Source organism: Pelagibacterium sp. 26DY04, from assembly GCF_031202305.1.
Classification (GTDB): domain Bacteria; phylum Pseudomonadota; class Alphaproteobacteria; order Rhizobiales; family Devosiaceae; genus Pelagibacterium.
In genome coordinates, this window is record NZ_CP101731.1 from 13,942 (window position 1) to 36,274 (window position 22,333).

At 61.0% G+C, this 22,333-nt stretch carries 22 protein-coding genes and 1 pseudogene; 7 read left to right on the forward strand and 16 right to left on the reverse strand.

Features of this window, described 5'->3' with window-relative positions; genetic code table 11:
• Positions 1–6: 6 nt before the first annotated feature.
• Positions 7–420 (reverse strand): DUF6626 family protein, encoded by a 414-nt coding sequence (locus NO932_RS00090; RefSeq protein ID WP_309209013.1) that lies wholly within the window; start codon positions 418–420, stop codon positions 7–9.
• A gap of 102 nt (positions 421–522) precedes the next feature.
• Here NO932_RS00090 and NO932_RS00095 point away from each other — a divergent pair, with 102 nt between their 5' ends.
• On the forward strand, positions 523–1,041 hold the full coding sequence (locus NO932_RS00095; RefSeq protein WP_309209014.1) for a hypothetical protein: 519 nt from the start codon (positions 523–525) through the stop codon (positions 1,039–1,041).
• A gap of 273 nt (positions 1,042–1,314) precedes the next feature.
• Here NO932_RS00095 and NO932_RS00100 read toward each other — a convergent pair whose 3' ends face one another.
• From NO932_RS00100 to NO932_RS00130, 7 genes are all read right to left on the reverse strand, one after another.
• Entirely contained in the window at positions 1,315–1,617 is a 303-nt protein-coding gene (locus tag NO932_RS00100; RefSeq protein WP_309209015.1) for a hypothetical protein, read from the reverse strand.
• 27 nt (positions 1,618–1,644) lie between these two features.
• Positions 1,645–2,199: a hypothetical protein gene (locus NO932_RS00105; protein WP_309209016.1), complete on the reverse strand. Its 555-nt coding sequence runs from the start codon at positions 2,197–2,199 to the stop codon at positions 1,645–1,647.
• Between the two features lie 67 nt (positions 2,200–2,266).
• On the reverse strand, positions 2,267–3,103 hold the full coding sequence (locus NO932_RS00110) for a hypothetical protein (protein WP_309209017.1): 837 nt from the start codon (positions 3,101–3,103) through the stop codon (positions 2,267–2,269).
• Positions 3,104–3,623: 520 nt separating this feature from the next.
• Positions 3,624–4,181, reverse strand: coding sequence for a site-specific integrase (locus NO932_RS00115; RefSeq protein WP_309209018.1), 558 nt, complete (start codon positions 4,179–4,181; stop codon positions 3,624–3,626).
• 381 nt (positions 4,182–4,562) lie between these two features.
• On the reverse strand, positions 4,563–5,717 hold the full coding sequence (locus tag NO932_RS00120) for an ABC transporter permease (protein WP_309209019.1): 1,155 nt from the start codon (positions 5,715–5,717) through the stop codon (positions 4,563–4,565).
• Positions 5,714–6,919 carry an ABC transporter permease gene (locus tag NO932_RS00125; protein WP_084486783.1) on the reverse strand — a complete coding sequence of 402 codons (1,206 nt, stop codon included), beginning with the start codon at positions 6,917–6,919 and terminating at the stop codon, positions 5,714–5,716. The genes NO932_RS00120 and NO932_RS00125 overlap by 4 nt, the downstream gene beginning before the upstream one ends.
• Entirely contained in the window at positions 6,906–7,895 is a 990-nt protein-coding gene (locus NO932_RS00130; RefSeq protein WP_309209020.1) for an efflux RND transporter periplasmic adaptor subunit, read from the reverse strand. The genes NO932_RS00125 and NO932_RS00130 overlap by 14 nt, the downstream gene beginning before the upstream one ends.
• A 96-nt stretch (positions 7,896–7,991) precedes the next feature.
• Between NO932_RS00130 and NO932_RS00135 the strand changes: the two genes are divergently transcribed.
• Positions 7,992–8,570 carry a TetR/AcrR family transcriptional regulator gene (locus NO932_RS00135; protein ID WP_309209021.1) on the forward strand — a complete coding sequence of 193 codons (579 nt, stop codon included), beginning with the start codon at positions 7,992–7,994 and terminating at the stop codon, positions 8,568–8,570.
• Between the two features lie 326 nt (positions 8,571–8,896).
• On the opposite strand, the gene NO932_RS00140 is transcribed toward NO932_RS00135, so the two are convergent.
• The 5 genes from NO932_RS00140 to NO932_RS00160 form a co-directional block, all read right to left on the reverse strand.
• Positions 8,897–9,493 carry a hypothetical protein gene (locus NO932_RS00140; RefSeq protein ID WP_309209023.1) on the reverse strand — a complete coding sequence of 199 codons (597 nt, stop codon included), beginning with the start codon at positions 9,491–9,493 and terminating at the stop codon, positions 8,897–8,899.
• Positions 9,490–10,227: a HupE/UreJ family protein gene (locus tag NO932_RS00145; protein WP_309209024.1), complete on the reverse strand. Its 738-nt coding sequence runs from the start codon at positions 10,225–10,227 to the stop codon at positions 9,490–9,492. Before NO932_RS00145 ends, NO932_RS00140 begins: the two co-directional genes overlap by 4 nt.
• Before the next feature lie 118 nt (positions 10,228–10,345).
• Complete coding sequence (locus NO932_RS00150) at positions 10,346–11,665, reverse strand: MFS transporter (protein WP_309209025.1); 1,320 nt, start codon at positions 11,663–11,665, stop codon at positions 10,346–10,348.
• Between the two features lie 9 nt (positions 11,666–11,674).
• Positions 11,675–11,956, reverse strand: a complete 282-nt coding sequence (locus NO932_RS00155) for a metal-sensing transcriptional repressor (RefSeq protein WP_309209026.1) — start codon at positions 11,954–11,956, stop codon at positions 11,675–11,677.
• 653 nt (positions 11,957–12,609) lie between these two features.
• On the reverse strand, positions 12,610–13,908 hold the full coding sequence (locus tag NO932_RS00160) for a DUF5623 domain-containing protein (RefSeq protein ID WP_309162408.1): 1,299 nt from the start codon (positions 13,906–13,908) through the stop codon (positions 12,610–12,612).
• Positions 13,909–14,188: 280 nt separating this feature from the next.
• On the opposite strand from NO932_RS00160, the pseudogene NO932_RS00165 reads away from it, so the two are divergent.
• The 3 genes and pseudogenes from NO932_RS00165 to NO932_RS00175 all read left to right on the forward strand — a co-directional run.
• Positions 14,189–15,211: pseudogene (locus NO932_RS00165) on the forward strand (YifB family Mg chelatase-like AAA ATPase); the annotation flags it as partial.
• A 42-nt stretch (positions 15,212–15,253) separates the two neighbouring features.
• Positions 15,254–15,532, forward strand: a complete 279-nt coding sequence (locus NO932_RS00170; RefSeq protein WP_309209027.1) for a type II toxin-antitoxin system RelE/ParE family toxin — start codon at positions 15,254–15,256, stop codon at positions 15,530–15,532.
• Positions 15,533–15,543: 11 nt separating this feature from the next.
• Positions 15,544–15,843, forward strand: coding sequence for a HigA family addiction module antitoxin (locus NO932_RS00175; RefSeq protein WP_309209028.1), 300 nt, complete (start codon positions 15,544–15,546; stop codon positions 15,841–15,843).
• On the opposite strand, the gene NO932_RS00180 is transcribed toward NO932_RS00175, so the two are convergent.
• Positions 15,840–17,420: a peptide chain release factor 3 gene (locus tag NO932_RS00180; RefSeq protein ID WP_309209029.1), complete on the reverse strand. Its 1,581-nt coding sequence runs from the start codon at positions 17,418–17,420 to the stop codon at positions 15,840–15,842. The two genes, NO932_RS00175 and NO932_RS00180, sit on opposite strands and share 4 nt — an antisense overlap.
• Before the next feature lie 147 nt (positions 17,421–17,567).
• On the opposite strand from NO932_RS00180, the gene NO932_RS00185 reads away from it, so the two are divergent.
• Positions 17,568–18,947, forward strand: a complete 1,380-nt coding sequence (locus NO932_RS00185) for an MFS transporter (protein ID WP_309209030.1) — start codon at positions 17,568–17,570, stop codon at positions 18,945–18,947.
• A gap of 69 nt (positions 18,948–19,016) precedes the next feature.
• Here the strand turns inward: NO932_RS00185 and aceA are convergent, their stop codons facing one another.
• Entirely contained in the window at positions 19,017–20,312 is a 1,296-nt protein-coding gene (gene aceA, locus NO932_RS00190) for an isocitrate lyase (protein WP_309209031.1), read from the reverse strand.
• A 222-nt stretch (positions 20,313–20,534) separates the two neighbouring features.
• Positions 20,535–20,756: a hypothetical protein gene (locus NO932_RS00195; RefSeq protein WP_309163429.1), complete on the reverse strand. Its 222-nt coding sequence runs from the start codon at positions 20,754–20,756 to the stop codon at positions 20,535–20,537.
• A gap of 179 nt (positions 20,757–20,935) precedes the next feature.
• Here NO932_RS00195 and NO932_RS00200 point away from each other — a divergent pair, with 179 nt between their 5' ends.
• Positions 20,936–22,333 carry a short-chain fatty acyl-CoA regulator family protein gene (locus NO932_RS00200; protein ID WP_309209032.1) on the forward strand — a complete coding sequence of 466 codons (1,398 nt, stop codon included), beginning with the start codon at positions 20,936–20,938 and terminating at the stop codon, positions 22,331–22,333.

Consider the following 22,333-nt stretch of genomic DNA (forward strand, 5'->3'; position numbering starts at 1 on the left):
AGAAGTTCAGCCCGTCGATGATCCGGCGGGTGATGCCTTCACCAGCGCCCGAAACCAGTTCAGGATGCCATTGGTTCGTCGGAGGGTCTTTTTGCCCGCCAGTGGCTCTGAAAACGCAATTCCGGTGGGTATGGTCTGGTCGGCAAGGTAATTATTGACCTGGGCCACGGCACGGCGCAGCACCGCGCGAATTTCCGCATTCGCCGGGTCCGATCCGAGTTCATCAATTTCGGCCAGCAATGTATCACCCAAGCCCATAATGACCTCGCCCGAAATTCCCCGCTCCTTTGCCCGCATCGACGTGAGGTAGCTCGGGGATTTCCCGAGCAGCCGTTCGGAAAACTCGCCCTTGGATCGGATTATTCCGGCCTCGTGAAGCTGCCCGTAAATTAATTCGAGAAATTCGATCCCCTGCGCCATTTTCGCTGACCCTCCCGCCATAAATAGGACTGAGCAGCAGGCCGGGAACGGCTGCTGCGCCCGTATTTAGTGGCTGGGGCCGCAGGTGGAGGAATTTCGAATATGACAACGACGACAACCGATTTGCGCAGCGACGCGGCACACCGAAAGCGGATTCGGGAAGGCTATCTGGAACTGGCTCAGCGCTTTCCCGACTACTTCGTCACGCTTGTGACGAACCGCAGCAATTTACCGGGCGAGAAGCTTCGCCATATGCCGCTGGACGAGTTTCACCGGGCAGTGCGCGACTTCCATAAACGCATAGACACCGCGCTGCTCGGCACCAGGGTCAGCAAGAAGTCCCGAAGCCAGAGGACCAACGGGCTGATGTTCGTGGAGCATGTCGGGCGCAACATTCACGGGCACGCCTTCATGCGGTTCGCGGATCAGGACAACCGCACGCGCGAAGAGCTGCAAAAAATCTGCGACATCGCTTGGGGGGTGATCTGCCCCGGCGGCGATGTGCTGGTGCAGACCCAGTATGATGGCGGCCCCGGCTTCTATCCGAGCAAAGAACTGGAACGCCGCGATTACGATTTCGACCAGACGATCCTGTTTTCCACCTTCGTCAGCAAAGACTGACCCTGCCCGCGAGGTCGGCTTGTTGCAACGCGCGGTCGGCATGAAGCGGATGGATACTGCCATTTCCGATTTGCCTGCCTTCACCCTGGAGGCGGGCAGTGAAACGGTATTGAATGATGGTCTTAGACCTGACACTCAGGCATCAAGACCGTAAGAGATAACACCAACCAGACCACAGGCACCAAGTTAAATCCCATCTGGGTGGTCTGGATCGAAAATCCCATCGCAATAACGAGAACGGCCACCGACATTCCATCGGTGGCCGTTTCTGTTTCAGAGTTCCGTGTTTCGGCGCAGCTTGGCGATTTCGTCCAGCCATGCCTTGCGGAGGCTATCATCGCCGTCCATGTAGGCATCGCTGGGGCCGGGATCACCGGCCAGCGCAGCAACATAGTAGGGGCTGCAGGCGAGCCATTCTGGCGGATCACCTGGGTATTGATCGAGTTCGAGGCGAACGGCGATCATGTGGGCGCGTAACGCGTCCAGCTTCGGCTTGAGCCGGTCATAAACCTCAGGTTGGTCACGCTGGTACTGCCGGATTTCGGTTTCGGCTTTGAATAAGGTGTCAGAAATCATGATGGTGTCTTTTCGGGCTCAGTCTGGTCATCGGGGCTGGTGGGGATCAGGATTGTGGTCGCTGTAGGCTGCCAGTGCCTTTTCCAGAATCGTGATCTGGGCGCGGACTTGGGGGGACTGCTTGAAGGCGTTGCCAACAAGATGAGCGGGGACCAAGCCTGGGAGACGATCTGCGGGCGTCCGGCCCGTGACCAATTCGGTCGGCCACAGGAAGCCGCGATCATTCTCGGACAGGCCTGCAAATGCGCGGTGAGCGGCTTCGACGATGCTGTCGACGTGCCGTTGTTTGAGCGCGAGTTTAGCAGCCTGCCGCTTGCGAAGCTGTTCGAGCTTCTTTGCCTCTCTCTGCGCACTAACACGGTTTGAGAGATACACGTTGAGGGTTGCCGGAACGCCCGCCTTCAGCATCTCGGCAGCGAAAGCGTCGTCGTCGTCTTCGGCATCGAACTGAGCATGCCAGAACTGTTCGTAGAGGTCTTTCCCGACAAGTTCGATGAGCACGTCATTGGCAAGTGGAAACCCGCCATTCTTGAGGGAAGTCAGCAAGGTCTCCACCTGCTGACGCCAGAGGTTGTTCGTCATGAGAATTGTTCCTTGAGAGGCGCGACGAGGCAATGAAGCCCCGCCGCGGTTCCTGATATCGCTGCTGCTACTTGGGCGCCTTGGTCTGCAACCGGGCCTCTAGTTCCCGGATCTTGGCGTCTTTGCGCGCCAGCTCACGACGGCGAAGTTCGGCCTCGCTGGCAACCGCTTGCTTGCGGGCCATCTTCTCCACCTGCTCCGAAGTGGAGTTGACGAACCCGCGAGGGATGAAACGCCCTTCATTCCATTCACCCCACATGGCGGCCAGCTTGCCCTCCACCGGAGTGCCCAACAGGCTTTCGGGTTTCAGGGAAATCTCGGCAGGAGCGGGCTCCGATAGCGCTAGATCGAGAGCGGCTTGTTCCGCTTTGAGATCGGGACCGGTTCCGTGGTCGTGCTGGTCCTGCTTTCGGATGCCGTCGAGCTTCTTGCCGTATTCGCCGGAGAAGGTCTCGATGAACTGCGCCACGTCCGCAGGCGCGATATCGTGCTCATCTAGGTAGCGGAGCACGGGCGCGTAGGTGTTAGCGGTCGGATCGATGACAAACTTGCCCCTACCGTCGAAGTGGCCGAACAAAAGCTTGCAGTATGGCAGAAACCGGTTCTGCTCGTCCTTGGCCCACGCAATCCCTCGTTCACCCAACAAGCGCATGAGGAAAGGGCGGTTCTCTTCTGCCTCAAGCACCACGCACATCCCGAGGGCCTGGCCTATGGTGATGTAGGTTGCTACCCGCTTCTGAACCTGCAGGGTCTTTACGGCATCCCTGTACTCGGTTTCCTGCCGCAGCACCTCTCCACTGAACGTGTCAACGTATTGGCGGAAATCATCGTAATCCGCAAATTCACGGACTGCCTCCTCGAGCGAACGGTCGGCGGGGGAGGTGTTCTGGTCTTTTCGGCTCATTTCGAGTCCTTTCAACATTGGGGTTTGAAAGGTGAGCCGTTGCTCTCAACGCAAAACGGCCCACCCGCCCGACGACATGTCGGGACTTGGGTGAGCCGCTTGCGGAGCGATCTCGTTTGGTGCCGCCTCCATACTGAGCGTTCCTACTGTATCAACAGCAGCCCCATGTCTGGGGAGTGGCCGAAGCCGCTTCTTATCGAACGCCACCCTCTCGGGTTGCACCTGTGCTTGCCCTATGGTTGGTGACCGAGATCATTACTCCCCAGAGCCCATCGGCGTCTGAAGAAACCATGTCCGCGAGCGGACCCATAGGTTGGTTTCAGGGTTAAGCCACCCCTTTTGACTGAAACGACGCAACACGAGTTGTTTTGCACCATTCCCGTGACCGGCATTGGGTCACGCCACGGGATGAGAAATATCAACAAATCCGATAGGCGCAACATTACTGTTGAATTATGGTTAACGTCGCTTATTTGTCCCATGATTACTAATCATGACTACCGATGTTCTGTCGTTCAGCCTATAGCAGTTCGACCGCCGCCCGCATCATGTCATCGCGAACGTCGATATAGCGCTGGGTTGTCGTAAGGTTCCGGTGCCCGGCCAAAACCATAATCACCTTGGGGGAAACGCCTGAGTGCGCAAGCTGAGTGATGAACCAGCGGCGGCCCGAGTGAGACGAAGCCCCATCAAGGCCTGCCGAACGATAGAGTTGCCCCATCAATTGGCAGAGCGTGTTCGGGGAGAACGCGGTTCGCTTTTGGGTGAGCAGGAGCGGACGATCCCGATCTCCATGATTACTAATCATGGCCTCGCGGTAGCGCTCGATCTCTTTGCGCAGGCGTTCGCTCATGAACACAACACGTTCATACCCACCCTTGGCGATGCCAGCGCGAACCCGAAGCTGTTCCCGAACATCGCCATTGGCCTCGAATACGTCCCGCATGATCAACCCAGCGATTTCTCCAACGCGCAAACCCGCTAGGTGCGATAGCATAAGCGCAAGGCGATTTCGGGCAGCATGCTTGCGCTGCGCCACCACAGCCAGCAGGCGTTTAAACTCGGGATCGGTGAGCACTCGGGCTTGTCGCATGAAAACCTCATGATAGGCATGGATCGGACGCCTTTCATGATGTTGCCGTTGACCCTGCTGAGCGACCAAAGAGTGGAAATCGCTCAAAACGCCAAGGATTGCGGGCGACTCAGCATTATGGGGAACCTAATTAAATACGCATTATGTGATGTTCGCTTGGTCGACGCCTCCGATCAGTCCACCAACGACTTATACCGGACATTCTGGTTTCGACGCCATCTCGGCCATAGCGAGTACGTCCGCCTCTCCGCAAAAGCAGACATCGTTCGATTAATCCTGATCGCCGCTACATCAACGGCATGGCTACGGGCGACAGGCTGCGCGCGAGCAAGGGTTGGGCAGCCGTGTAGGCTGACCTGCCGCCCTTCAACTGTCGAGCACGGCTTGACCCGGCAGTCCGTGTCTGCCGCGCAACAAGCGCAGTCCGGCGAGGACGACCGCGGCATATGCGGCAGTCAGAATCCAGAGCGTCGCCACCTGAGGGGTGAGGTCCTGCCATGAGGCGCCCATCTGATTGATGCGCACCATGCCAGGAATGGCCGAGGTGCTAGGGGCCACGAGCGCAACCTGTTGCATCCATTGCGGCAGCATCTCGATCGGCCATGCCACGCCCGACAGGAAGAATAGCGGGATGCCCATGGCCATCATGGCCAGGATCGCCCATTCACGCACTGGCAGGACCATGGACAAGACAAGCCCAAGAAAAATGGTCGCGAGAATGAAGGGGACGCCGAGAATGAAAAGATCGAGCAGGCCGCCGATGCGCGGCATGCCCAGAATGACCGGCAGCAACACCAGATAGGCCAGCATCCATATGCCATAAAGCAGGCTGTAGGCCGCGACCCGCGCGGTGAGGACGGCAAACGGCCGGACGCTGTGGCGGGCGTTTGCCGCACCGGCGTTCAGAAGCGCGACCCCAATCAAAAGGGTCTGTTGCAGGATGAGGACCACCGAGGCGGGAACGACATAGCTGGCGTAGCCCCCCTGGGGATTGAACAGCGGCACCGCCGTCACGGTCATGGGCTGGACGCTGGCAGCCGCCCGAGCACCCTTGCCTTGCTGCACCATGCGTCTGGCGGCGATTTCTGCTCCCGTTTCGCGGGCGGCGGAGGTGATGGCCGTCATGGTGGTGTTGTAGAGCAGGAAATAGCTGGCATCGCCATAAGCGGCGACCGGCGCGCTACGCCCGGCCAGAAGGTCGCGCTCGAAGAATTCGGGAATGACGAGGATGGCGAAGGCTTGCCTGGCCTGAAGCGCCCTGCGCGCGGCCACCATGTCGGGAACCGAGCCGGCGATCTGCACAGTGTCATAGGCGCCGATACGGCGCAGCAACTCCCGGGACGTGACGGAATTGTCCTGATCGACCACAACGATGGGCGCCTCGCGCACCACCTCGCCTAGATAGGGCTGAGGATAAAGCAGGCCATAGACGATGATCGCCAGAACCATGATCGAGAAGGCGGCCCGGTCCTTGAATATCGCCGAAAAGGCATCCTGGAATTCTTCGAACCACGCTTTCATACCGAGGCCTCCTTCATCTCTCTGGAGGCGTCGCGTGGCCGCCGGATGACCAGCAGCAGCGCCGCGAGGACCGCATAGGCCAGAGCCGACCACCCCAGAGCCCCGAGGGAAGCGAGCGAGATATCCACCGGCACGCCGCGCAGCATCTGGTCCACGCGGAGATCCATATACCAGGTGAGTGGCATGAGGACGCTCCAGAACGTCGCGAAACCGTGCATGGCGAGACGGGGAAAGCTGACCCCGATGAACCCGAAGGCCGGCGCGGTGAAGATGCCGGCTGCGCCGAGCGCAAGCGAAATCGACGAGGCGGCCAGACCGAAAACCACCCCGATCATCTGATAGGCGATGATGAACAGGAGGCTGCCGGTCAGATAGACCGGCATGCTGCCATTGAACGGCATGTCATAGACAAAGAGCAGCAAAGCGTCGCCAAGGGCGAGGACGGTCGCGAAAATGACGGTGTAGGGCAAAAGTTTGCCGAGCATCGCAGGCATCAACCCGCCGCCGAGCCGCGTCATGGCTCTCAACCTGCCCGGCCTCAACTGCTCGAGCGCGACGGTATAGGCGGTCGCGGCGCAAATGAAGATTTGCAGCGCGGCGGGCATCAGGGCGGCCAGCAGGAAGTGGACATAGTCCAGTGTGGGATTGAAGAGCGGGCTTTGCTGCACGGGGATGGGATTGACCGCCTGTATCGCCTGATGGTCGGGTTCGCCTTGCGCGACGCGCATGGAAACCGCGATCCCGGCGTTCACATTGGCGAGCGCGGTCTGCATGCTTCGCGCCACGGCGCTGCCGGGAGTCATGAACTGGTTATTGTAGAACAGCACCACCTCCGGGCGACGGCCGGCGCGCACGTCGCGCTCCAGTTCGGCCGGCAACAGCACCACGCCATAGGCCTGCCCGCTCAGAACCAGGTGCCGCGCCTCGGAAAGATCGAGCGGGCGATGAGCGACCGCGACTTCGGGCATCGCGTCCACCGCCTGCACGATCTGGCGGGAAAGAGCGCTACGATCGAGGTCGAGCACTGCCACCGGCAGGCCGGCAGGCACGCCGGCCCGGAAGATCGAGGCGAGCATGAGAAAGACCAGAAGCGGTAAGGCCAGAACGAAAAAGGACAGCGCGGGACGGCGGGCGATGCGGCACAACTCGCGCTGGGCCACCCGCATAACCCCCGGCCGCACCGCTTTTTCAGCGGCCAGCATGACCGGCCTGCCAGTCGATGATGGCGCTCATGCCGGGGCGCAGGCCTTCGATGGGTTCAACCGGGCGGGCGCGGATCTGGAAGGTGCGCAGATCGAAATCCCCCGTCGCCCGCGTCGCCCGCCAGTTGGCGTATGCGCCCAGTGCGCTGATCGAGGTGACGCTTACCTGTACGCCATCCCGGCCGACGGCGGGAACGCCGGCCAATAGCACATCTCCGACTTGCAAACCGTCCAGAAAATCCTCGCGCAGATTGAACGTGAACCAGACATCGTCCAGATCGACGATGGACAGAAGCGGAGCGCCCGAGGCAGCGAGCGCTCCGACCTCGGCGACCCGGCTGACCACTTCGCCCGAGATCGGCGCGAAGACGGACAACTCCCCGACATCGGTGCGGATCTGGTTGAGGGCGGCTTCGGCCTGCTGCAACTGCGCGTCGGCGACCGTGCGCTCCTCGGTGCTGGCGCCGTTGACTGCAAGGGTCAGGTTGGCTTGAGCCGCCGTGACTCCGGCGCGAGCGGCGGAGAGCGAATTTCCGGCGTTGTCGAGCTGCTGCTGGGAAGCGATCGAACGTTCGGTCAGCGCTACGAGGCGATCATAGGTCTGCTGGGCGAGTTCGAGATCGGCCTGAGCCTTCGCGAGTTCGGCCTCACGGGCTTCGATGACCTCGGGACGGGTGCTGTTGATGCGCTCGCGGTCGGCTTGCGCGACCCGCGCCGCAGCTTCAGCCGAGGCCAGACTTGCCATGAGTTGGGGACTGTCGAGTTCGACCAGTAGCGTGCCAGCTTCGACGCGTTCGCCTTCATTGACATGCACCGCGGCCACTTGGCCCGACGCCCGGGGCGCGATATCCACACGCGTAGCCTCCACCTCGCCCTGAACAAGAACGGTGGCAGGCGCCAGGGAAGCCCATATGGACAGGGCCGCAACGCCTGCGAGCACGACGATGGCAATAATGAAGGCGATTCTCGATTTCATGACAATGGCATCCTTGATCCGATGCATACGTACATATCAGTTGATATTTACATGTCAAGTGATATGTAAATATGGAAAGCATCGATCAGGAAGAGTATGATGAGACACGCCGACAGAAAGCAGATGACGCGCGAAGCGCTAATCGCTTCCGCGAACGCCGAGATTTTCGAGAACGGAATTTCCGGCGCCTCCGTGCGCCGCATCGCGGAGCGTGCCGGCTACACGCAGGGCGCCTTTTACTCCAATTTTGCAACGCGCAACGCTCTTCTCGAGGCAGTATTGGAAAAACACATGCAGGTCCGGCTGGACAGGATGGAGGCCATTCTGCTCGGGGAAGGGCCGCTCGAAGTGATCATGGAGCGACTGGGCGCTTGGCTCAAATCCATGCAGGACGACAGAGCCGGAACACTGGTGATGCTCGAATTCCAGGTTCACGAGCTAAGAGATCATGAGTTTGCGGCGACTTACAACCGATTGCGTGCCGTTCAGCATGCCTCCATCGCGCACGCTATCGAAGCAATCCGAAAGCAATATGGCGTGGAGACGAAACTGCCGCCGATGTTGATGTCGCTCGGATTTTCCGCCCTCTGGTCCGGTTTCGCGCTACAGGGGCGGATCCCCGATGACGTCGAGGCCGACGATCTGATCGGAGCGTTCATACGCGCGTTGATCTGAATGAATACCGATTGGATATGGGATGAAGTAGCAAGGTCGATTGTGCCGCCATGCCAGAAGCCAGGGCAACGCAGAAGGACGGCCTCGGCATGGCGGCAGCGTCATCCCCGCCCCATGGAAAGGCACGTCGGCTTAGCCATGTCCGCTTTCCCCACATGAAACCCCATAAGCGGATTGACAGCAGTCCACCCCCTGCTTGCCGTTCTGCATACTGAAAGCGAACGCTTGAAAGCAGTCGGGCAGGCTACGACTCCATTTTGGACATTCAAAGATCGCCTGCAAATTCCTTAAAGCTGCCGTCGTGCAGCGGGGAAGCCGCGGTTCGCTCACCGCTCCAATTCAATGATCCCTGGTTCGAGCTCAAAATATCCCGAAAGGGTGAGTTGAACATGAGCAGGGTCATCGAACGCGGAATTGGCGAAGTACCATCCATGAATGCCGTCGATCGGAGCCACCAGCGTTCCGTTGGCTGATGTGCCTTCTCCAGCGACATAGTCCATGACTTCGATTGGTTCGCCTGTGCGGTCATCGACCGTATGACCGTGGAACTCGAAGATGAGCGGGCGATCGCTGGTCCAGCTATAGAGCAATAGGTCCCCTTCGTTCATCGAAATCTTGTATTCGAGAGCGCCATAATTGACGGAAAACGGGTTCACTTCGATTTCAATGGTTTCGGTGCGGAATTCCCGCTCGCGCAGCGTCGCGATCTCCGGCGGAGCGGTGAAACGCGTCTCGACGACGATCTCTTGTGGAGCAGATATACGGGTCAGCCCCATGGCAGTCCCCAGGCCCGTAGGGTCGATTCCGTACTCGGCGGGCAATACGAACACGCCGGCTATGACAGCGGCGGCGATCGCGGCGCCTGCGATGGGCAGCGCGAAGCGGCGGGCGCGGGAGCGATTGCGGGGAGCAGGGTCTGTCATGCGTTCATCTCCAAATAGAACCCGAATGCCTGATAGAAGAAGAGGACAAAACCGAGCATCACAAGAACGATGTTGGCGGCGCGGGCGTGGCGCTCGAAGGATTTCGTTCCTCGCCAGGCATTCATGAGAATGAGGATAGCGGCCAGGGCGACGATCTGCCCGACTTCAACGCCCACATTGAACGCGAGCATATTGGGGACGAAGCCATCGGGCGACAATGCGATATCCTGAAGCTTGGTCGATAGCCCAAAGCCGTGAACCAGGCCAAAGCCGAATACTGCCATCTTCTGATTGGGCACAAAACCCAGCGTCGCTTCGAAAAAGCCTAAATTGTCGAGGGCTTTATAGACGACGGAGAGACCGATGACGGCGTCGACCAGATAAGAGCTGATCGTGATCCCGCTCAGGACCCCGAACAGCAGCGTGATGGAATGGCCGAGGCTGAACAGGCTGACGAAGATCACCACGTCCCTGAAGCGGGACAGGAAGAACACGACCCCGATCAGAAACAGCAGGTGGTCGTAACCGGTCACCATATGCTTGGCGCCGAGATAGAAATACGCCCCCAGATGCATGCCTTGGGCGCCTGCTAGAAATTCAGCGTCTCCGCCCGAAACGCCGTGGGCAAGCGCTCCGGGAATGATCGAAAGCGAAATCGGCAGGACAAGCAACAGGACGAAGGCCAGACGCAGGATTCGGTGGGCCGTAAAGCTCTCCCCGGTCGAAAAATTCATATCCACTCCGAGCAGAAGACTGTTTCAGGTGCCGATCATTGGAGTGGGGGAGGTCGATGTCCTGCACATTTCATACAAAACCCTGCACGGATGCCACTGGTTTGAACCGGCGACCCCGTTATTGCGCCGGCCAGGCGACATGCTCGGCGTCGATGACGTAGGCATGGGCGTGGCGGTAACCTGTTCCTGTGTGCTCGGCGCCGGCGAGATGGGGATGATGAGGATCAAGGTCCGTATGGGTGTGGGCAATGATTTCTTCATCGTTTCGGGGCCATAGGCGCCATGCGAGCGCCGCGCCCACGATCCCGATGGCGCCCATGGCGAGAAATGCCGCCGGCAGCCCGGCGGTCGCTCCCAGCCAGCCGACCAGCGGATAGGTCAGAAGCCAGCACGCATGCGAGAGCGCGAACTGGGCAGCAAACACGGCGGGACGATCCTCCGGGTGGGCCGACTTGCGTAAGAGCCGGCCGGAGGGCGTAAGGGCGGCTGAATATACAGCGCCAACGAAAATCCAGAGCATGAGAAGCCCCGCAAATCCTTGGACCAGCGAACCCGCGATCATCAAGCCCGATGCCGTAGCCGCCGCCCAGAGCATGACCGGGCGATCGGGCATACGGTCGAGGAGCGTGGGGAGGGCGAGAGCGGTCAACATCGATCCACCACCGAATGCCGCCAAGGCTAGCGCCATCTCCGAATTGCCAAGGCCGAAGCGGCCCTGGACGAGGACGACGGTGTTGACGATCACCATCGCCCCGGCTGCTGCGGCCGCAAGATTGATGGCGAGCAGCCCACGAAGGCGCGGCGTTTTCAGATAGATGCGGATACCGCGTGTCGTTCGATCGTAGATGCCGCGCGGCGCGGTCGGCTTGGGACTGGGCAACCGAACCGAAAGCACCAGCAGGGCCGAAGCAAAGAAGCCAACAACGGTTCCGGCAAACAGGCCGTTGAACGAAATGACCATCAACAATGCCGCCGCCAGCAGCGGGCTGGCAACGCTCTCAAGGTCATAGGCAAGCCGCGAGAGCGACAGCGCGCGGGTATATTCACGTTCGTCGGGCAGAATGTCGGGGATCGTCGCCTGAAAGGTCGGGGTAAAGCCGGCCGAAGCCGATTGTAGGACGAAGATCAGCACATAGACCTGCCAGATCTCGGTCACGAATGGCAGAAGGACCGCCACAAGGCCGCGCATGACGTCGAGGGTCACCAACATCGCGCGGCGCGGAACGCGTTCTGCGAATGCCGAGGCGATCGGCGCTACGCCGACATAGGCGATCATCTTGATCGCAAGAGCCGTGCCCAAAACGACGCCCGCATTGTCGCCCGCCAGCTCGAATGCGAGCAGGCCCAGGGCAACGGTAGCAAGCCCGGTGCCGATCAGGGCGATGATCTGGGCCGAAAACAGGTGGCGATAGGTGCGATTGGCCAGAATGGCGAACATGGTCGAAGCTCAGAGATATTTGGCGATGGTGCGGAACTGGTCGATCTCCGACCGTTTGGTGGGGTCGAGCCCGCCTGTTGCATCGGCGAGGCAATGATCGAGATGGTCATGGATCAGCGTCTTCTTGGCCTGGGCAATCGCCTTTTCGACAGCATGAAGCTGCTGTGCGATGTCCAAGCACGATCGTTCGGATTCGATCATCTCGATGACGGAACGGAGATGGCCGTCGGCGCGCTTGAGGCGTTTGACGATGGCGGGGTGAGATTTGTGCTTATCATCAATCGGTTGCATGGCTCACCATAACCCCCCAGGGGGATATCGCAAGTGCCACAAGCAGGAGCGTGCCCGGGAGGCCGTGCTGTGCTTGGAAACGAATGGATGTTAAGACGGATATAAGTCCGATTTTGCGGTTATCGACCAAGAAGCCGTCGTTCCGCAACCCACCCCTTTTTCGCCCTTCCCGGAGCAACAATGCGTGTTTGCAGTGAAACCCCATAAAAGTGCCCGAACGCCGGCGATTCAAACGTTACATGCACGACTAATGCTGTGCCCTGACCAATGGAACGGTTGTGGCCCACCCAGGCGCAACGATTTGAATGGCTTAAGCCGGGCCGAGTTCCCGGCTAGGGCAGCTAACGACCCCAGTTCGGTCGTTCAGGCTGAACTGTAGAGCGCTTGAGACCCGCCGTTCGTTCAGCTCCTGAAGTTCGGCTCAAAACGGAGCCATCTCCAGCCCGTCCGCTGCCGGAGTCTGAGCGTCGAAAGTGGACATTGACATTCAGGGTATCTAGCCCGTCGAGACCTTTCCAAGAACAGCTCGGGCTGGTTCATCCGGAATTGGCAAGGGCGTGTGCCCAACACGCTTCGACCAACTGCGATGTGGAAAAATTCCGGGGCACCGTGGCGCCCCGATTGTCAGCAACTTGCCATCACTGTCTGGGAAATCAAAGTTTCATCTTCTTGGTCAGTTGCACAGCCATATCAACGCGCTTTATCTCGCGTCGAAGAGGCGCGCTGTCGGGATAAGCCGCCTGCAGAATGCTCTTGAGCGTCAACAGCAAGTCGATCACACCCTGTCGGGTAGCAGCTGCCTTTTCGAAAGGGGCGTCGCTGGCGGTTGCGCGGTAATAGACGTCGAAGAACTCGGGGCCTTCAAGCTCCTTGGGACCTATCTCCAAGCTCATCCAGTCTTCGAGATTGGAACGCAAGGTATTCAGTCGGGTGTATACGCCCCATGGCCGCTGACCGGATGACATGACCGCCTTGATGATACTTCCGGCTTCAATATGGCCCGCAACACCCAGCGCACCTTTGGGCCGCCGACGCCTCGTACCCATGCTGAAACTGTAAGGGACTGAGGTAGATGTTGCGGTTGGAAAAATGGTTCCCCGGGGCCGTGCTCTTCGCAGGTCTTGTGGCGTGTGCGCCTTGGGGCTGGTGAAGGTGTCCCAGGAATTTGAGGATTCACCGGACCAGTCGCTTTCCACCAGGGGTTTTGGCATCGCGTCAATCGTGGCCAACAGATGGTCGAGGTTGTAGCCGTTGCTCACGTCGCTCGCGACATAGAGGTCGCAGTTATATGGAAAGTACATGCCGGGCCACGTGCTCTTTTTGACGTCCCATCCATGCTTAGCCGCCCACTCAGCGCGTTCGACCGAATTGGGTGCAATTGAGTAGGGCTCGTCGACCAGGATCATCTGCCCCGTCTTGATTTCAATCCATTCGGTTGGATGATCGCTGTACGGCAATTTGCCGATGGCCTCCTTGTAGGACTTCCATTTCCGTGGGCGAGGCTGGAGCCCTGTATGCTCCATGAACCGCAGCGAACGTTGTGCTTCGCAAAGCGACTTCCGCGCTTGCTCCTGGCTGTCTAACACCATGTCGCGGATAAAGTGATCGGCAGCAACCATTCGTAGGGCTTCAAACCCACGGACCCGCTTCAACTCGGCTTTTCCGCAGATATCCAAGATTTCTTTGGAGAGTTCGATACGCAGGGTCTCGCGGCCAACGTGGTACTTGCCGCCCCTGTCCCTCCAATATGCAGTGAGCAGAACATAGGGCCGATCCAGAACGCTCCCTCCCGAAGGAAGCGTCCGTTGGGCATGACGAAAATTTTCACAGTTGGCGGCTTTCGCGGCCAGATCCAACGCGGTGAAGTACTTTACTCCCCGCCTTCTGCGAATTTCGGATGCAAGACTTTTTACGCCGCTGAGCGTCGTAGGACGCACGTCATCGATCAACATAGCCAATCTCCTGGCTCGATCTCAGCGTCACTCGCCAACCACTTTGCGAGCCCGGATGGATGTTGTCGGGTTCGAGTAATTACAGCAGTGCTGCCAGCAGCTTCGGAACGGCGAGTGCCATGCTCATGCCCAGAGCCCTGCTAATTTAGCGCGAGTCGAATGCCGCTTCAACCGATGGTGTTGCTTTATTCCTAGACCGAGCGACAGAGATCGAACGGTAGCTTTAAATAAATTCGGGCTCACTTGAATGACTACAGTGTGTGCCTTGGCGTTGGACAGGAGCGGCCAACTGAGTGTCCACTTTCCGAGACCGCCATTGAAAACCCGCCAGTCCGCTCTCCACCCCAAAGCCGCCAATCTCCGGGAAAACAGGATCGAAATGATGTGGTGGACTGGAGCATCGTTTAATGTACATGCACGACTAATGATCGGGCCGCCCGGCGCGGGCAAATCCATGCTCGCCCAGCGCCTGCCTTCCATCCTGCCGCCGCTCAACCCGCGTGAATTGCTCGATGTGTCGATGATCGCTTCGATCGCCGGGGAATTGAAGGGCGGGCAGATTTCCGACCGCCGTCCTTTCCGCGCTCCGCACCATTCGGCATCCATGGCCGCCTTGGTGGGCGGTGGCCTGCGCGTGCGGCCGGGCGAGGTGTCGTTGGCCCACAATGGCGTGCTGTTCCTCGACGAATTGCCCGAATTCCAGCCACAGGCTCTCGACAGCCTTCGCCAGCCGCTCGAATCGGGGGAAACGGTGATCGCGCGGGCCAATGCTCGCGTCACCTATCCGGCCCGTTTTCAGCTCGTCGCGGCGATGAACCCCTGCAAATGCGGCTTGGCCGGCATGCCCGGCCACACCTGTCGACGCGGGGAAAAATGCGCCGCCGACTACCAGGGCCGCGTCTCGGGCCCGTTCCTCGACCGCATCGACATCCGGATCGATGTCCCTGCCGTTACCGCGTCCGATATGATCGCCGCCCAGCCGGGCGAGCCCAGCGCCACCGTCGCCGAACGCGTCGCCCGGGCGCGCAAAGTCCAGCGCGAGCGTTTTGCGGCGCTCGATCTGGCCGGCGTTCACACCAATTCGGCCGCGCCCTCAAGTGCCATCGAACAGATCGTCGCCCCGGACGGCGAAAGCCGCGATCTGCTCTTGAAAGCCGCCGAAACCTTCCAGCTCTCGGCCCGCGCCTATCATCGGGTGCTCAAGGTCGCCCTCACCCTGGCCGACCTCGCCGGCAGCGCCAAGGTGGCCCGTCCCCATATCGCCGAAGCGCTGAGCTATCGCATCAATATGGCGGGTGCGTGAGATGAGCGGAGTTGACAACTGTAAACTAACAGTTTACACCACGTGATTGTTGGCTTCCGCCACAAGGCGCTCAGGCGCTTCTATGATACCGGAACAGCCCGGGGCCTGCCGACTGAAATGATCGGCAGGATTGCAACGGTTCTCGCGGCGCTCGATCAGGCGCAACAGATCGAGGATCTGAACCGTCCAAGCTTCCGCCTGCATGCGCTCAAAGGCGATTTGGCTGGGTATTGGGCAGTCAGCGTCAGCGGAAACTGGCGGATCGTTTTCCGATTCGTGGGCACCGATGTCGAAGACGTGGACCTGATGGACTATCATTAGCGGATATGACCATGAGCATGAAATTGCCGCCACATCCGGGCCTCGGGTTAAAGGACGATCTCGACGCCCTCGGGCTTACCATCGCCCAAGGCGCGCGCGCTTTGGGCGTTACGCGCCAGCAACTTTACAAACTAACCAATGGCGATAGCGCCATCAGCCCCGAAATGGCTATTCGCATCGAGCAGGCGATTGGGGGGCGGGCCGATCATTGGCTCCGGCTGCAGGCCGCCTATGATCTCGCACGCATTCGCGATCGCGGCACAATCCACCTCGATCGCGTCCAGCCGCTCGAACCTGCCCAGGAGGGCTAAGCGGCGATCCCGCGATCCTTGGTCGTCATGAACGTCAGCTCGGGAAAGTCCTTGGCGCAGCGGTCGATTTCCCACTGGCTCGGGGCCAGGAACACCGGATCGCCATAGCGGTCCTCGGCGATGTTCAATCGGTGCAGCGCCGCGAATTTTTCGAACTGGGCCTTGTCGTTGACCTTCACCCACCGCGCCGTCACATATTGCGCCGGCTCGATGCGGATCGGCACCGAATATTCGACGGCGGCGCGGCTGGTCAGAACCTCGAGCTGCAGCGGCCCCACCGCGCCCACATAATAGCCCGAGCCCAGGGTGGGCTTGAACACCTGCACCACGCCCTCTTCGGCCAGGTCGTTGAGCGCCTTGGCGAGCTGCTTGGTCTTGCTCGCATCGGAAAGATGCACCCGCCGCAGCATTTCCGGCGCGAAATTGGGGATGCCGGTCACCGTCACATCGGCACCATCGGTCAGCGTATCGCCCACCGAAAGCGTGCCGTGATTGGGGATACCGACAACGTCCCCGGCCACCGCCTCGTCGGCCAGTTCGCGCTCGCGGGCGAAAAAGAACATCGGATTGGCGACCTTGAGATCCTTGCCCGAGCGCACGTTCTTTAAGCGCATGCCGCGCTTCAATGTGCCCGATGCCACCCGCACGAAGGCCACGCGATCGCGGTGGTTGGGGTCCATATTGGCCTGCACCTTGAAGACGAAGCCGGTGCAGGCCGCATCCCCTGGCTCCACCGGAGTGGGTGCCGCCGGCTGGGTGCGGGGCGCGGGGGCGAAACGGCACACGGCTTCGAGCAGTTCGCGCACGCCCACAGATTTCAAGGCCGAGCCGAAATAAACCGGCGTCAGCGTGCCCTCTTCAAAAGCCGTCTGATCGAATTTGGGCAGCGAATCCGAGGCCAGTTCCAGCCCTTCCATCGCCTGGCGCACCAGGATGTTCTGGGTGTCGGCGTAGCGTTGGGTGAGCGCGTCCACCCCCGGAGCTTCGGCTTCGGGCACCCCTTCGGGCGAGATGAACCGCCCGCGCTCGAGGTCGATAAGCCCGCCAAAATCAACGCCCGCACCCACCGGCCACATCATGGGCGCGGTATCGAGGGCCAGGGTCTCCATGATCTCATCGAGGATTTCCAGTGTATCGCGCGCTTCGCGGTCGATCTTGTTGACGAAGGTGATGATGGGAATGTCGCGCAGGCGGCACACTTCGAAAAGCTTTCGCGTCTGCGCCTCGATGCCCTTGGCCGCGTCGATCACCATGATCGCGGAGTCCACCGCGGTCAGCGTCCGGTAGGTGTCCTCGGAAAAGTCCGCGTGGCCGGGAGTGTCGAGCAGGTTGAGCGTCAGCCCGTCGTGCTCGAAGGTCATCACCGACGAGGTGATCGAAATGCCGCGCTTTTGCTCGATCTCCATCCAGTCGCTGCGCGTGCGCCGGCGCTCGCCGCGTTCCTTGACCTCGCCGGCCAGGTGAATGGCGCCCGAGTTCAAAAGCAGCTTTTCGGTCAGCGTCGTCTTGCCCGCGTCCGGGTGCGAAATGATCGCGAAGGTGCGGCGGCTCTTATAACCGGTGATCTCAGGGCCCACGGTCGGCGTGTCTCCGAAAAGGTATGTCGATGCGACCTATATGGTCCGCGCGCCTCCCTATACCAAATTCCCCGCCCTAAAAAGCCCTCTGGACAGCAGTGGAAACTACATTTAACAAGATGATGCTTGTTAAATTGGATTGCCACAATGACAGCAACCGTCTCGGGCTGGTCCGCCATCGTCTCTCCCCGTTATCTCGGCGCCACGGTCACGCTCTGCCTGGGCGTGGCGCTTCTGGCGTTCAATGGCTTTCTGGTGTCCACGGCGCTTCCCACGGCGGTCGAGGAACTGGGCGGGGTGGCGCTGCTCTCCTGGGTCACCACGGTCTTTCTGGTCTTTGCCATCATGGGCGGCGCCGGCGCCGCGCTGCTCAAGGAGCGGCTGGGCGCCCGCATGGCTCTGATCGCGGCAGCCTCGGTGTTCCTTTTGGGCTCGCTCATCGCCGCCATCGCCGGATCGATGCCCGAACTGCTTGTCGGCCGCGCCTTGCAGGGGCTGGGCGAAGGCATTGTCGCAGCCATTTGCTACGCGCTGATCCCCGAACTTTTTCCCTCTTCTCTCGTCCCCAAAGTGTTCGGGGCCGAATCGGTGGTCTGGGCGCTGGCCGCCTTTGGCGGCCCCGTGCTTTCGGGCGGGCTCACCGAGACCTTGTCCTGGCGCGCCGCCTTTGCCGTGAACCTGCCGATCGGGGCGATCTTCATCGCCCTGGTGCTGCTCATCGTGCCACGCGGCATCAGGAGCAAGGTCGAAGGCCGCTTGCCGATCGTGAGACTGTTGCTGATCGGGGCGGCCATCATGGCCGTGTCGGTGGGTGGGCTCCTGGATTCGCCGATGCTGACCGGCCTTTGCCTGGTCCTCGCCGCGGCCACCCTCTGGTCGGTCATCGTCCGGGACCGCACGGCCGCGACGCCGCTGTTTCCCACCCACGCCTTCCGCCTCGACGATGTGGTGGGCGCCGGGCTGTGGGTCATCCTGCTGATGCCTCTCGCCCAGGCGGGCTCGGCCGTGTTCCTGGTCTATGCGCTGCAGAATATTTTCGCTTTCGGCCCGACCCTGGCCGGCATGGTCGGCGCCGTGATGGCCATCACCTGGAGCACTGTGGCAATTCTCGTCGCGGGCGTGTCCGACGCCGCGCGCCCGCGCCTCATCCGCACCGGCCCGATGCTTCTGGTGGCCGGGCTCGGCCTTCTCGCCGTCGCGCTGGCGATGGAGCAACTGCCGCTTGTGATCTTATCCCAGGTGCTGATCGGCGCGTCCTATGGCGCCTCTTGGGCCTATACCAGCCAGACGATCATGGAAGCGGCACGCCCCGGCGAACGCGACAGGGCCTCGGCCCTGCTCCCCACCATCCAGTCGGCCGGCTATGGCATCGGCGCGGCGGTCGCGGGGTTGATCGCTAACAGCGCGGGTATCGCGGCGGCGTCAACGCCCGAGGCACTGACGGGGGTATTGGTGATGACATTCGCTCTCTGCGCCGGCCTGAGCGTTCCCGCTGTCTGGGCTGCCCTGGCCATGACGCGGCGATGAGCGATTCACGTGAAGCACATTGCTTCACGTGAATCATTTTGCTGTGGATAAGATCGGGGATAAACCCTGTCAGTGGAACTGTGCTGTCTCGGTGGACCCCGCCATCGCCGTCGTGGCGCTTTTTCCGCCGCTGACGGCGGTAGCCACGGCGTCGAAATAGCTCGTCCCCACCTCGCGCTGGTGCCGGGTCGCCGAAAAGCCCTCGCGCTCGGCGGCGAACTCGGCCTGCTGCAGTTCCGAATAAGCGGCCATGCCGCGCTCCCTGTAGCCGCGCGCCAGATTGAAGGTGGCCAGTGACAGGCTGTGGAAGCCGGCCAGGGTAATGAACTGGTATTTGTACCCCATGGCCCCCAGCTCGCGCTGGAACGCCTCCATTTCCGCTTCGCCCATATATTTGGCCCAGTTGAACGAAGGCGAGCAATTATAGGCCAGCATCTGGTCTGGATGCTCCTTGCGGATCGCCTCGGCAAAGCGCCTGGCGTCCTCGAGACTGGGTGTCGAGGTCTCGCACCAGATCAGGTCCGCATAGGGGGCATAGGCCAGCCCGCGCGCGATCGCCGCCTCGAACCCGCCCTTCAAACGATAGAACCCTTCCTCGGTGCGCTCGCCGGTGATGAAGGGCGCATCGTATTCGTCGACATCCGAGGTGATCAGTTGGGCCGCCTCCGCGTCGGTGCGCGCCATGATCAGGGTGGGGACGCCCATCACATCGGCGGCCAGGCGCGCCGCGTTGAGCGTGCGGATAAAGGTGCGGGTCGGCACCAGCACCTTGCCGCCCAGATGCCCGCATTTCTTTTCGGAGGCGAGCTGATCCTCGAAATGAACCGCTGCGGCGCCCGCTTCGATCATTGCTTTCATCAACTCGAAAACATTGAGCGCTCCGCCGAACCCGGCTTCCGCGTCGGCGATGATGGGAACGAAAAAGTCGATATCCTCGTCGGACTTGCCGTCCAGCCGCTCCATGGCCTGGATCTGGTCGGCCCGCTGCAGCGCCTTGTTGATCCGCTTGACGATCGCGGGCACCGAGTCGGCGGGATAGAGCGACTGGTCGGGGTACATATTGCCCGATGTGTTGGCGTCCGCCGCCACCTGCCAGCCGGAAAGATAAATGGCTTTGAGGCCTGCCTTGACCTGCTGGACGGCCTGATTGCCGGTGAAGGTGCCCAGCGTGGGAACGAAATCCTCGGTGTGCAGCAATTCCCAAAGCCGCCGCGCCCCGTTTTCGGCCAGCGTGTGGCGGATGGGCAGCGACCCGGAAAGCCGCGCCACATCGTCGGGGGTGTAGTCGCGGGCGATATTGGCCCAGCGGTCGGGCGCCCAATCGGGGGCTTCGAAAGTGTGCGGGGCGGGTGATCTCTCGAGCATTGTGGTGTCCTCCTGTCGAATGAAAGATCGGCGTCGGTAGTATCGGCAAGCGCTGCGCCCCCTCATCCGACCGCTTCGCGGCCACCTTCTCCCACCAGGGGAGAAGGGGAGCTGAGTTTGTGGGAGCTTCAGAGCTAGCCAAAAGAGCCCCCTTCTCCCCTGGTGGGAGAAGGGTCGGGGATGAGGGGGGCGCTGAGCTTCAGGGTACACCCACCCCAGCGACTACCCCCGCCGCGCGAACGTTGCGGCGACCATCTGAGCGCCGTCGAACAGCTTCTGCCCGCCGGCCATGGTAAAGCTGTGCTTTCCGGCGCGGTGGACGATTGAATAGTCCCGCTCGGCCAGCCCCTGGCTCTTGAAGCTCGCCATCACCTCGGCCATCGATGGGGCGATGATGGTGACGAAGTCCTCCTTGGTCGTGTCGATGATCTCTTGCGCGTTCATGTTCTCTCTCCTTTCGTCGGTGGCACGTCGCTGCGTGCCTGTTGAGGTAAAGAATTGACAATCAAACGCGAAAGGGCAAGAAAAGAAGCAGAAACAGCGTGTTAAGCTGTAAAGTGCTGAAAAGATCGCTCCGCTGATCTGTAAAGTCAGTAAAGAATTGCCGTTGAGGAGGAATGGCGATGAACGGGATCGACCTGCAGATCGGCGGCCGCATCAAGCGGCTGCGGCGGCAGAAATCGGTGAGCCAGGCACAACTCGCCGAAGCGCTGGAGATTTCCGCCTCCTACCTCAATCTGATCGAGCACAATCGCCGCCGCATCACCGTGCCGCTGCTGTTCCGGGTTGCGGGATATTTCGGGGTGGAACCCGGTGAACTCGCCGAAAGCGACGATGCGCGGCTCGCCGGAGATCTGATGGAAATGTTCGGCGACGACATCTTCGCCGATGCAGATCTGACCAACACCGATATCCGCGATCTGGCCACCCATCATCCGGCAGTGGGCCGTGCGGTGCTGAAACTCTTCGACCAGATGCGGCACCTGCAGGCGCCCAAATCGTCCGCCACCGAACCTCCCATAACGGGCCACAACGTCGTGACCGAGGCGGTCTCCGACTTCCTGCAGGAGAACGCCAACTATTTCCCCACCCTGGAAGCGGCCGCCGAGCGGGTGCGCCAGGATATCGACAACACCTCGGACAGTTTCGAGGCGGGGCTGAAAACCTATCTTTTCAACGTCTTCGGCATCGAAACCCGGCTGGCCTCGCTCCCCAATGGCGTCGTCCGCCGCCTCGACGAGAGCGGACGCGTGCTGCTGGTTTCCGATACGCTCGAGCCCGAATCCGAACTCTTCACCCTGGCCCAGCACCTGGCGCTGCTGGTGGGCGACGACCCAATCGGGGCGCTGATCGAGCAAAGCACCCTGCCCCAGCCCGACAGCATGGGATTGGCCCGAAATGTGCTGGCCTCCTATCTCGCCGCCGCGCTGGTCATGCCTTATGAGGCGTTCTTCCGCGCCTGCCGCGACACCCGCTACGATATCGAGCGGCTGGGGCGCCGCTTCCGCGCCAGTTTCGAACAGGTCTGCCACCGCATGACCACGCTGCAGCGGCCATCGATGAGCGGCATTCCGCTGCATCTGGTCAGGACCGATATAGCGGGGAACATCTCCAAGCGCTTCTCGCTTTCGGGCATCCACATCCCGCGCCATTCGGGCGCCTGCCCGCGCTGGAACGTCTATTCGGCGTTCTTGAACCCCGGCCAGATCAGCGTCCAGCTTTCCCAGATGCCCGATGGCCAGCGCTATTTCTGCATCGCCAAGGCCATCACCAAGGGCGGCTATGCCCACAACGCGCCGCGCCGCCATGTCGCCATCGGGCTGGGCTGCCATGTGACCCACGCCGCCGGCATGATCTATGCCGATGGCGTCGACCTGTCAGCGCCCGCCGGCGCCGTCCCCATCGGCGTGGGCTGCCGCATCTGCCCGCGCCGCGAATGCGGGCAGCGCGCCCATCCGCCCGCCGATCATCGTTTCATGACCGATGACGGCCAGCGCATGGAAAATCTCTATATGAGCTGA

Bases quoted from the DNA above. Each gene is read 5' to 3' on its own strand.
- NO932_RS00090 (WP_309209013.1), bottom strand. From the start codon at position 420: ATGGCGCAGGGGATCGAATTTCTCGAATTAATTTACGGGCAGCTTCAC.
- NO932_RS00095 (WP_309209014.1), top strand. From the start codon at position 523: ATGACAACGACGACAACCGATTTGCGCAGCGACGCGGCACACCGAAAG.
- NO932_RS00100 (WP_309209015.1), bottom strand. From the start codon at position 1,617: ATGATTTCTGACACCTTATTCAAAGCCGAAACCGAAATCCGGCAGTAC.
- NO932_RS00105 (WP_309209016.1), bottom strand. From the start codon at position 2,199: ATGACGAACAACCTCTGGCGTCAGCAGGTGGAGACCTTGCTGACTTCC.
- NO932_RS00110 (WP_309209017.1), bottom strand. From the start codon at position 3,103: ATGAGCCGAAAAGACCAGAACACCTCCCCCGCCGACCGTTCGCTCGAG.
- NO932_RS00120 (WP_309209019.1), bottom strand. From the start codon at position 5,717: ATGAAAGCGTGGTTCGAAGAATTCCAGGATGCCTTTTCGGCGATATTC.
- NO932_RS00125 (WP_084486783.1), bottom strand. From the start codon at position 6,919: ATGCTGGCCGCTGAAAAAGCGGTGCGGCCGGGGGTTATGCGGGTGGCC.
- NO932_RS00130 (WP_309209020.1), bottom strand. From the start codon at position 7,895: ATGAAATCGAGAATCGCCTTCATTATTGCCATCGTCGTGCTCGCAGGC.
- NO932_RS00135 (WP_309209021.1), top strand. From the start codon at position 7,992: ATGATGAGACACGCCGACAGAAAGCAGATGACGCGCGAAGCGCTAATC.
- NO932_RS00140 (WP_309209023.1), bottom strand. From the start codon at position 9,493: ATGACAGACCCTGCTCCCCGCAATCGCTCCCGCGCCCGCCGCTTCGCG.
- NO932_RS00145 (WP_309209024.1), bottom strand. From the start codon at position 10,227: ATGAATTTTTCGACCGGGGAGAGCTTTACGGCCCACCGAATCCTGCGT.
- NO932_RS00150 (WP_309209025.1), bottom strand. From the start codon at position 11,665: ATGTTCGCCATTCTGGCCAATCGCACCTATCGCCACCTGTTTTCGGCC.
- NO932_RS00155 (WP_309209026.1), bottom strand. From the start codon at position 11,956: ATGCAACCGATTGATGATAAGCACAAATCTCACCCCGCCATCGTCAAA.
- NO932_RS00160 (WP_309162408.1), bottom strand. From the start codon at position 13,908: ATGTTGATCGATGACGTGCGTCCTACGACGCTCAGCGGCGTAAAAAGT.
- NO932_RS00175 (WP_309209028.1), top strand. From the start codon at position 15,544: ATGAGCATGAAATTGCCGCCACATCCGGGCCTCGGGTTAAAGGACGAT.
- NO932_RS00185 (WP_309209030.1), top strand. From the start codon at position 17,568: ATGACAGCAACCGTCTCGGGCTGGTCCGCCATCGTCTCTCCCCGTTAT.
- aceA (WP_309209031.1), bottom strand. From the start codon at position 20,312: ATGCTCGAGAGATCACCCGCCCCGCACACTTTCGAAGCCCCCGATTGG.
- NO932_RS00195 (WP_309163429.1), bottom strand. From the start codon at position 20,756: ATGAACGCGCAAGAGATCATCGACACGACCAAGGAGGACTTCGTCACC.
- NO932_RS00200 (WP_309209032.1), top strand. From the start codon at position 20,936: ATGAACGGGATCGACCTGCAGATCGGCGGCCGCATCAAGCGGCTGCGG.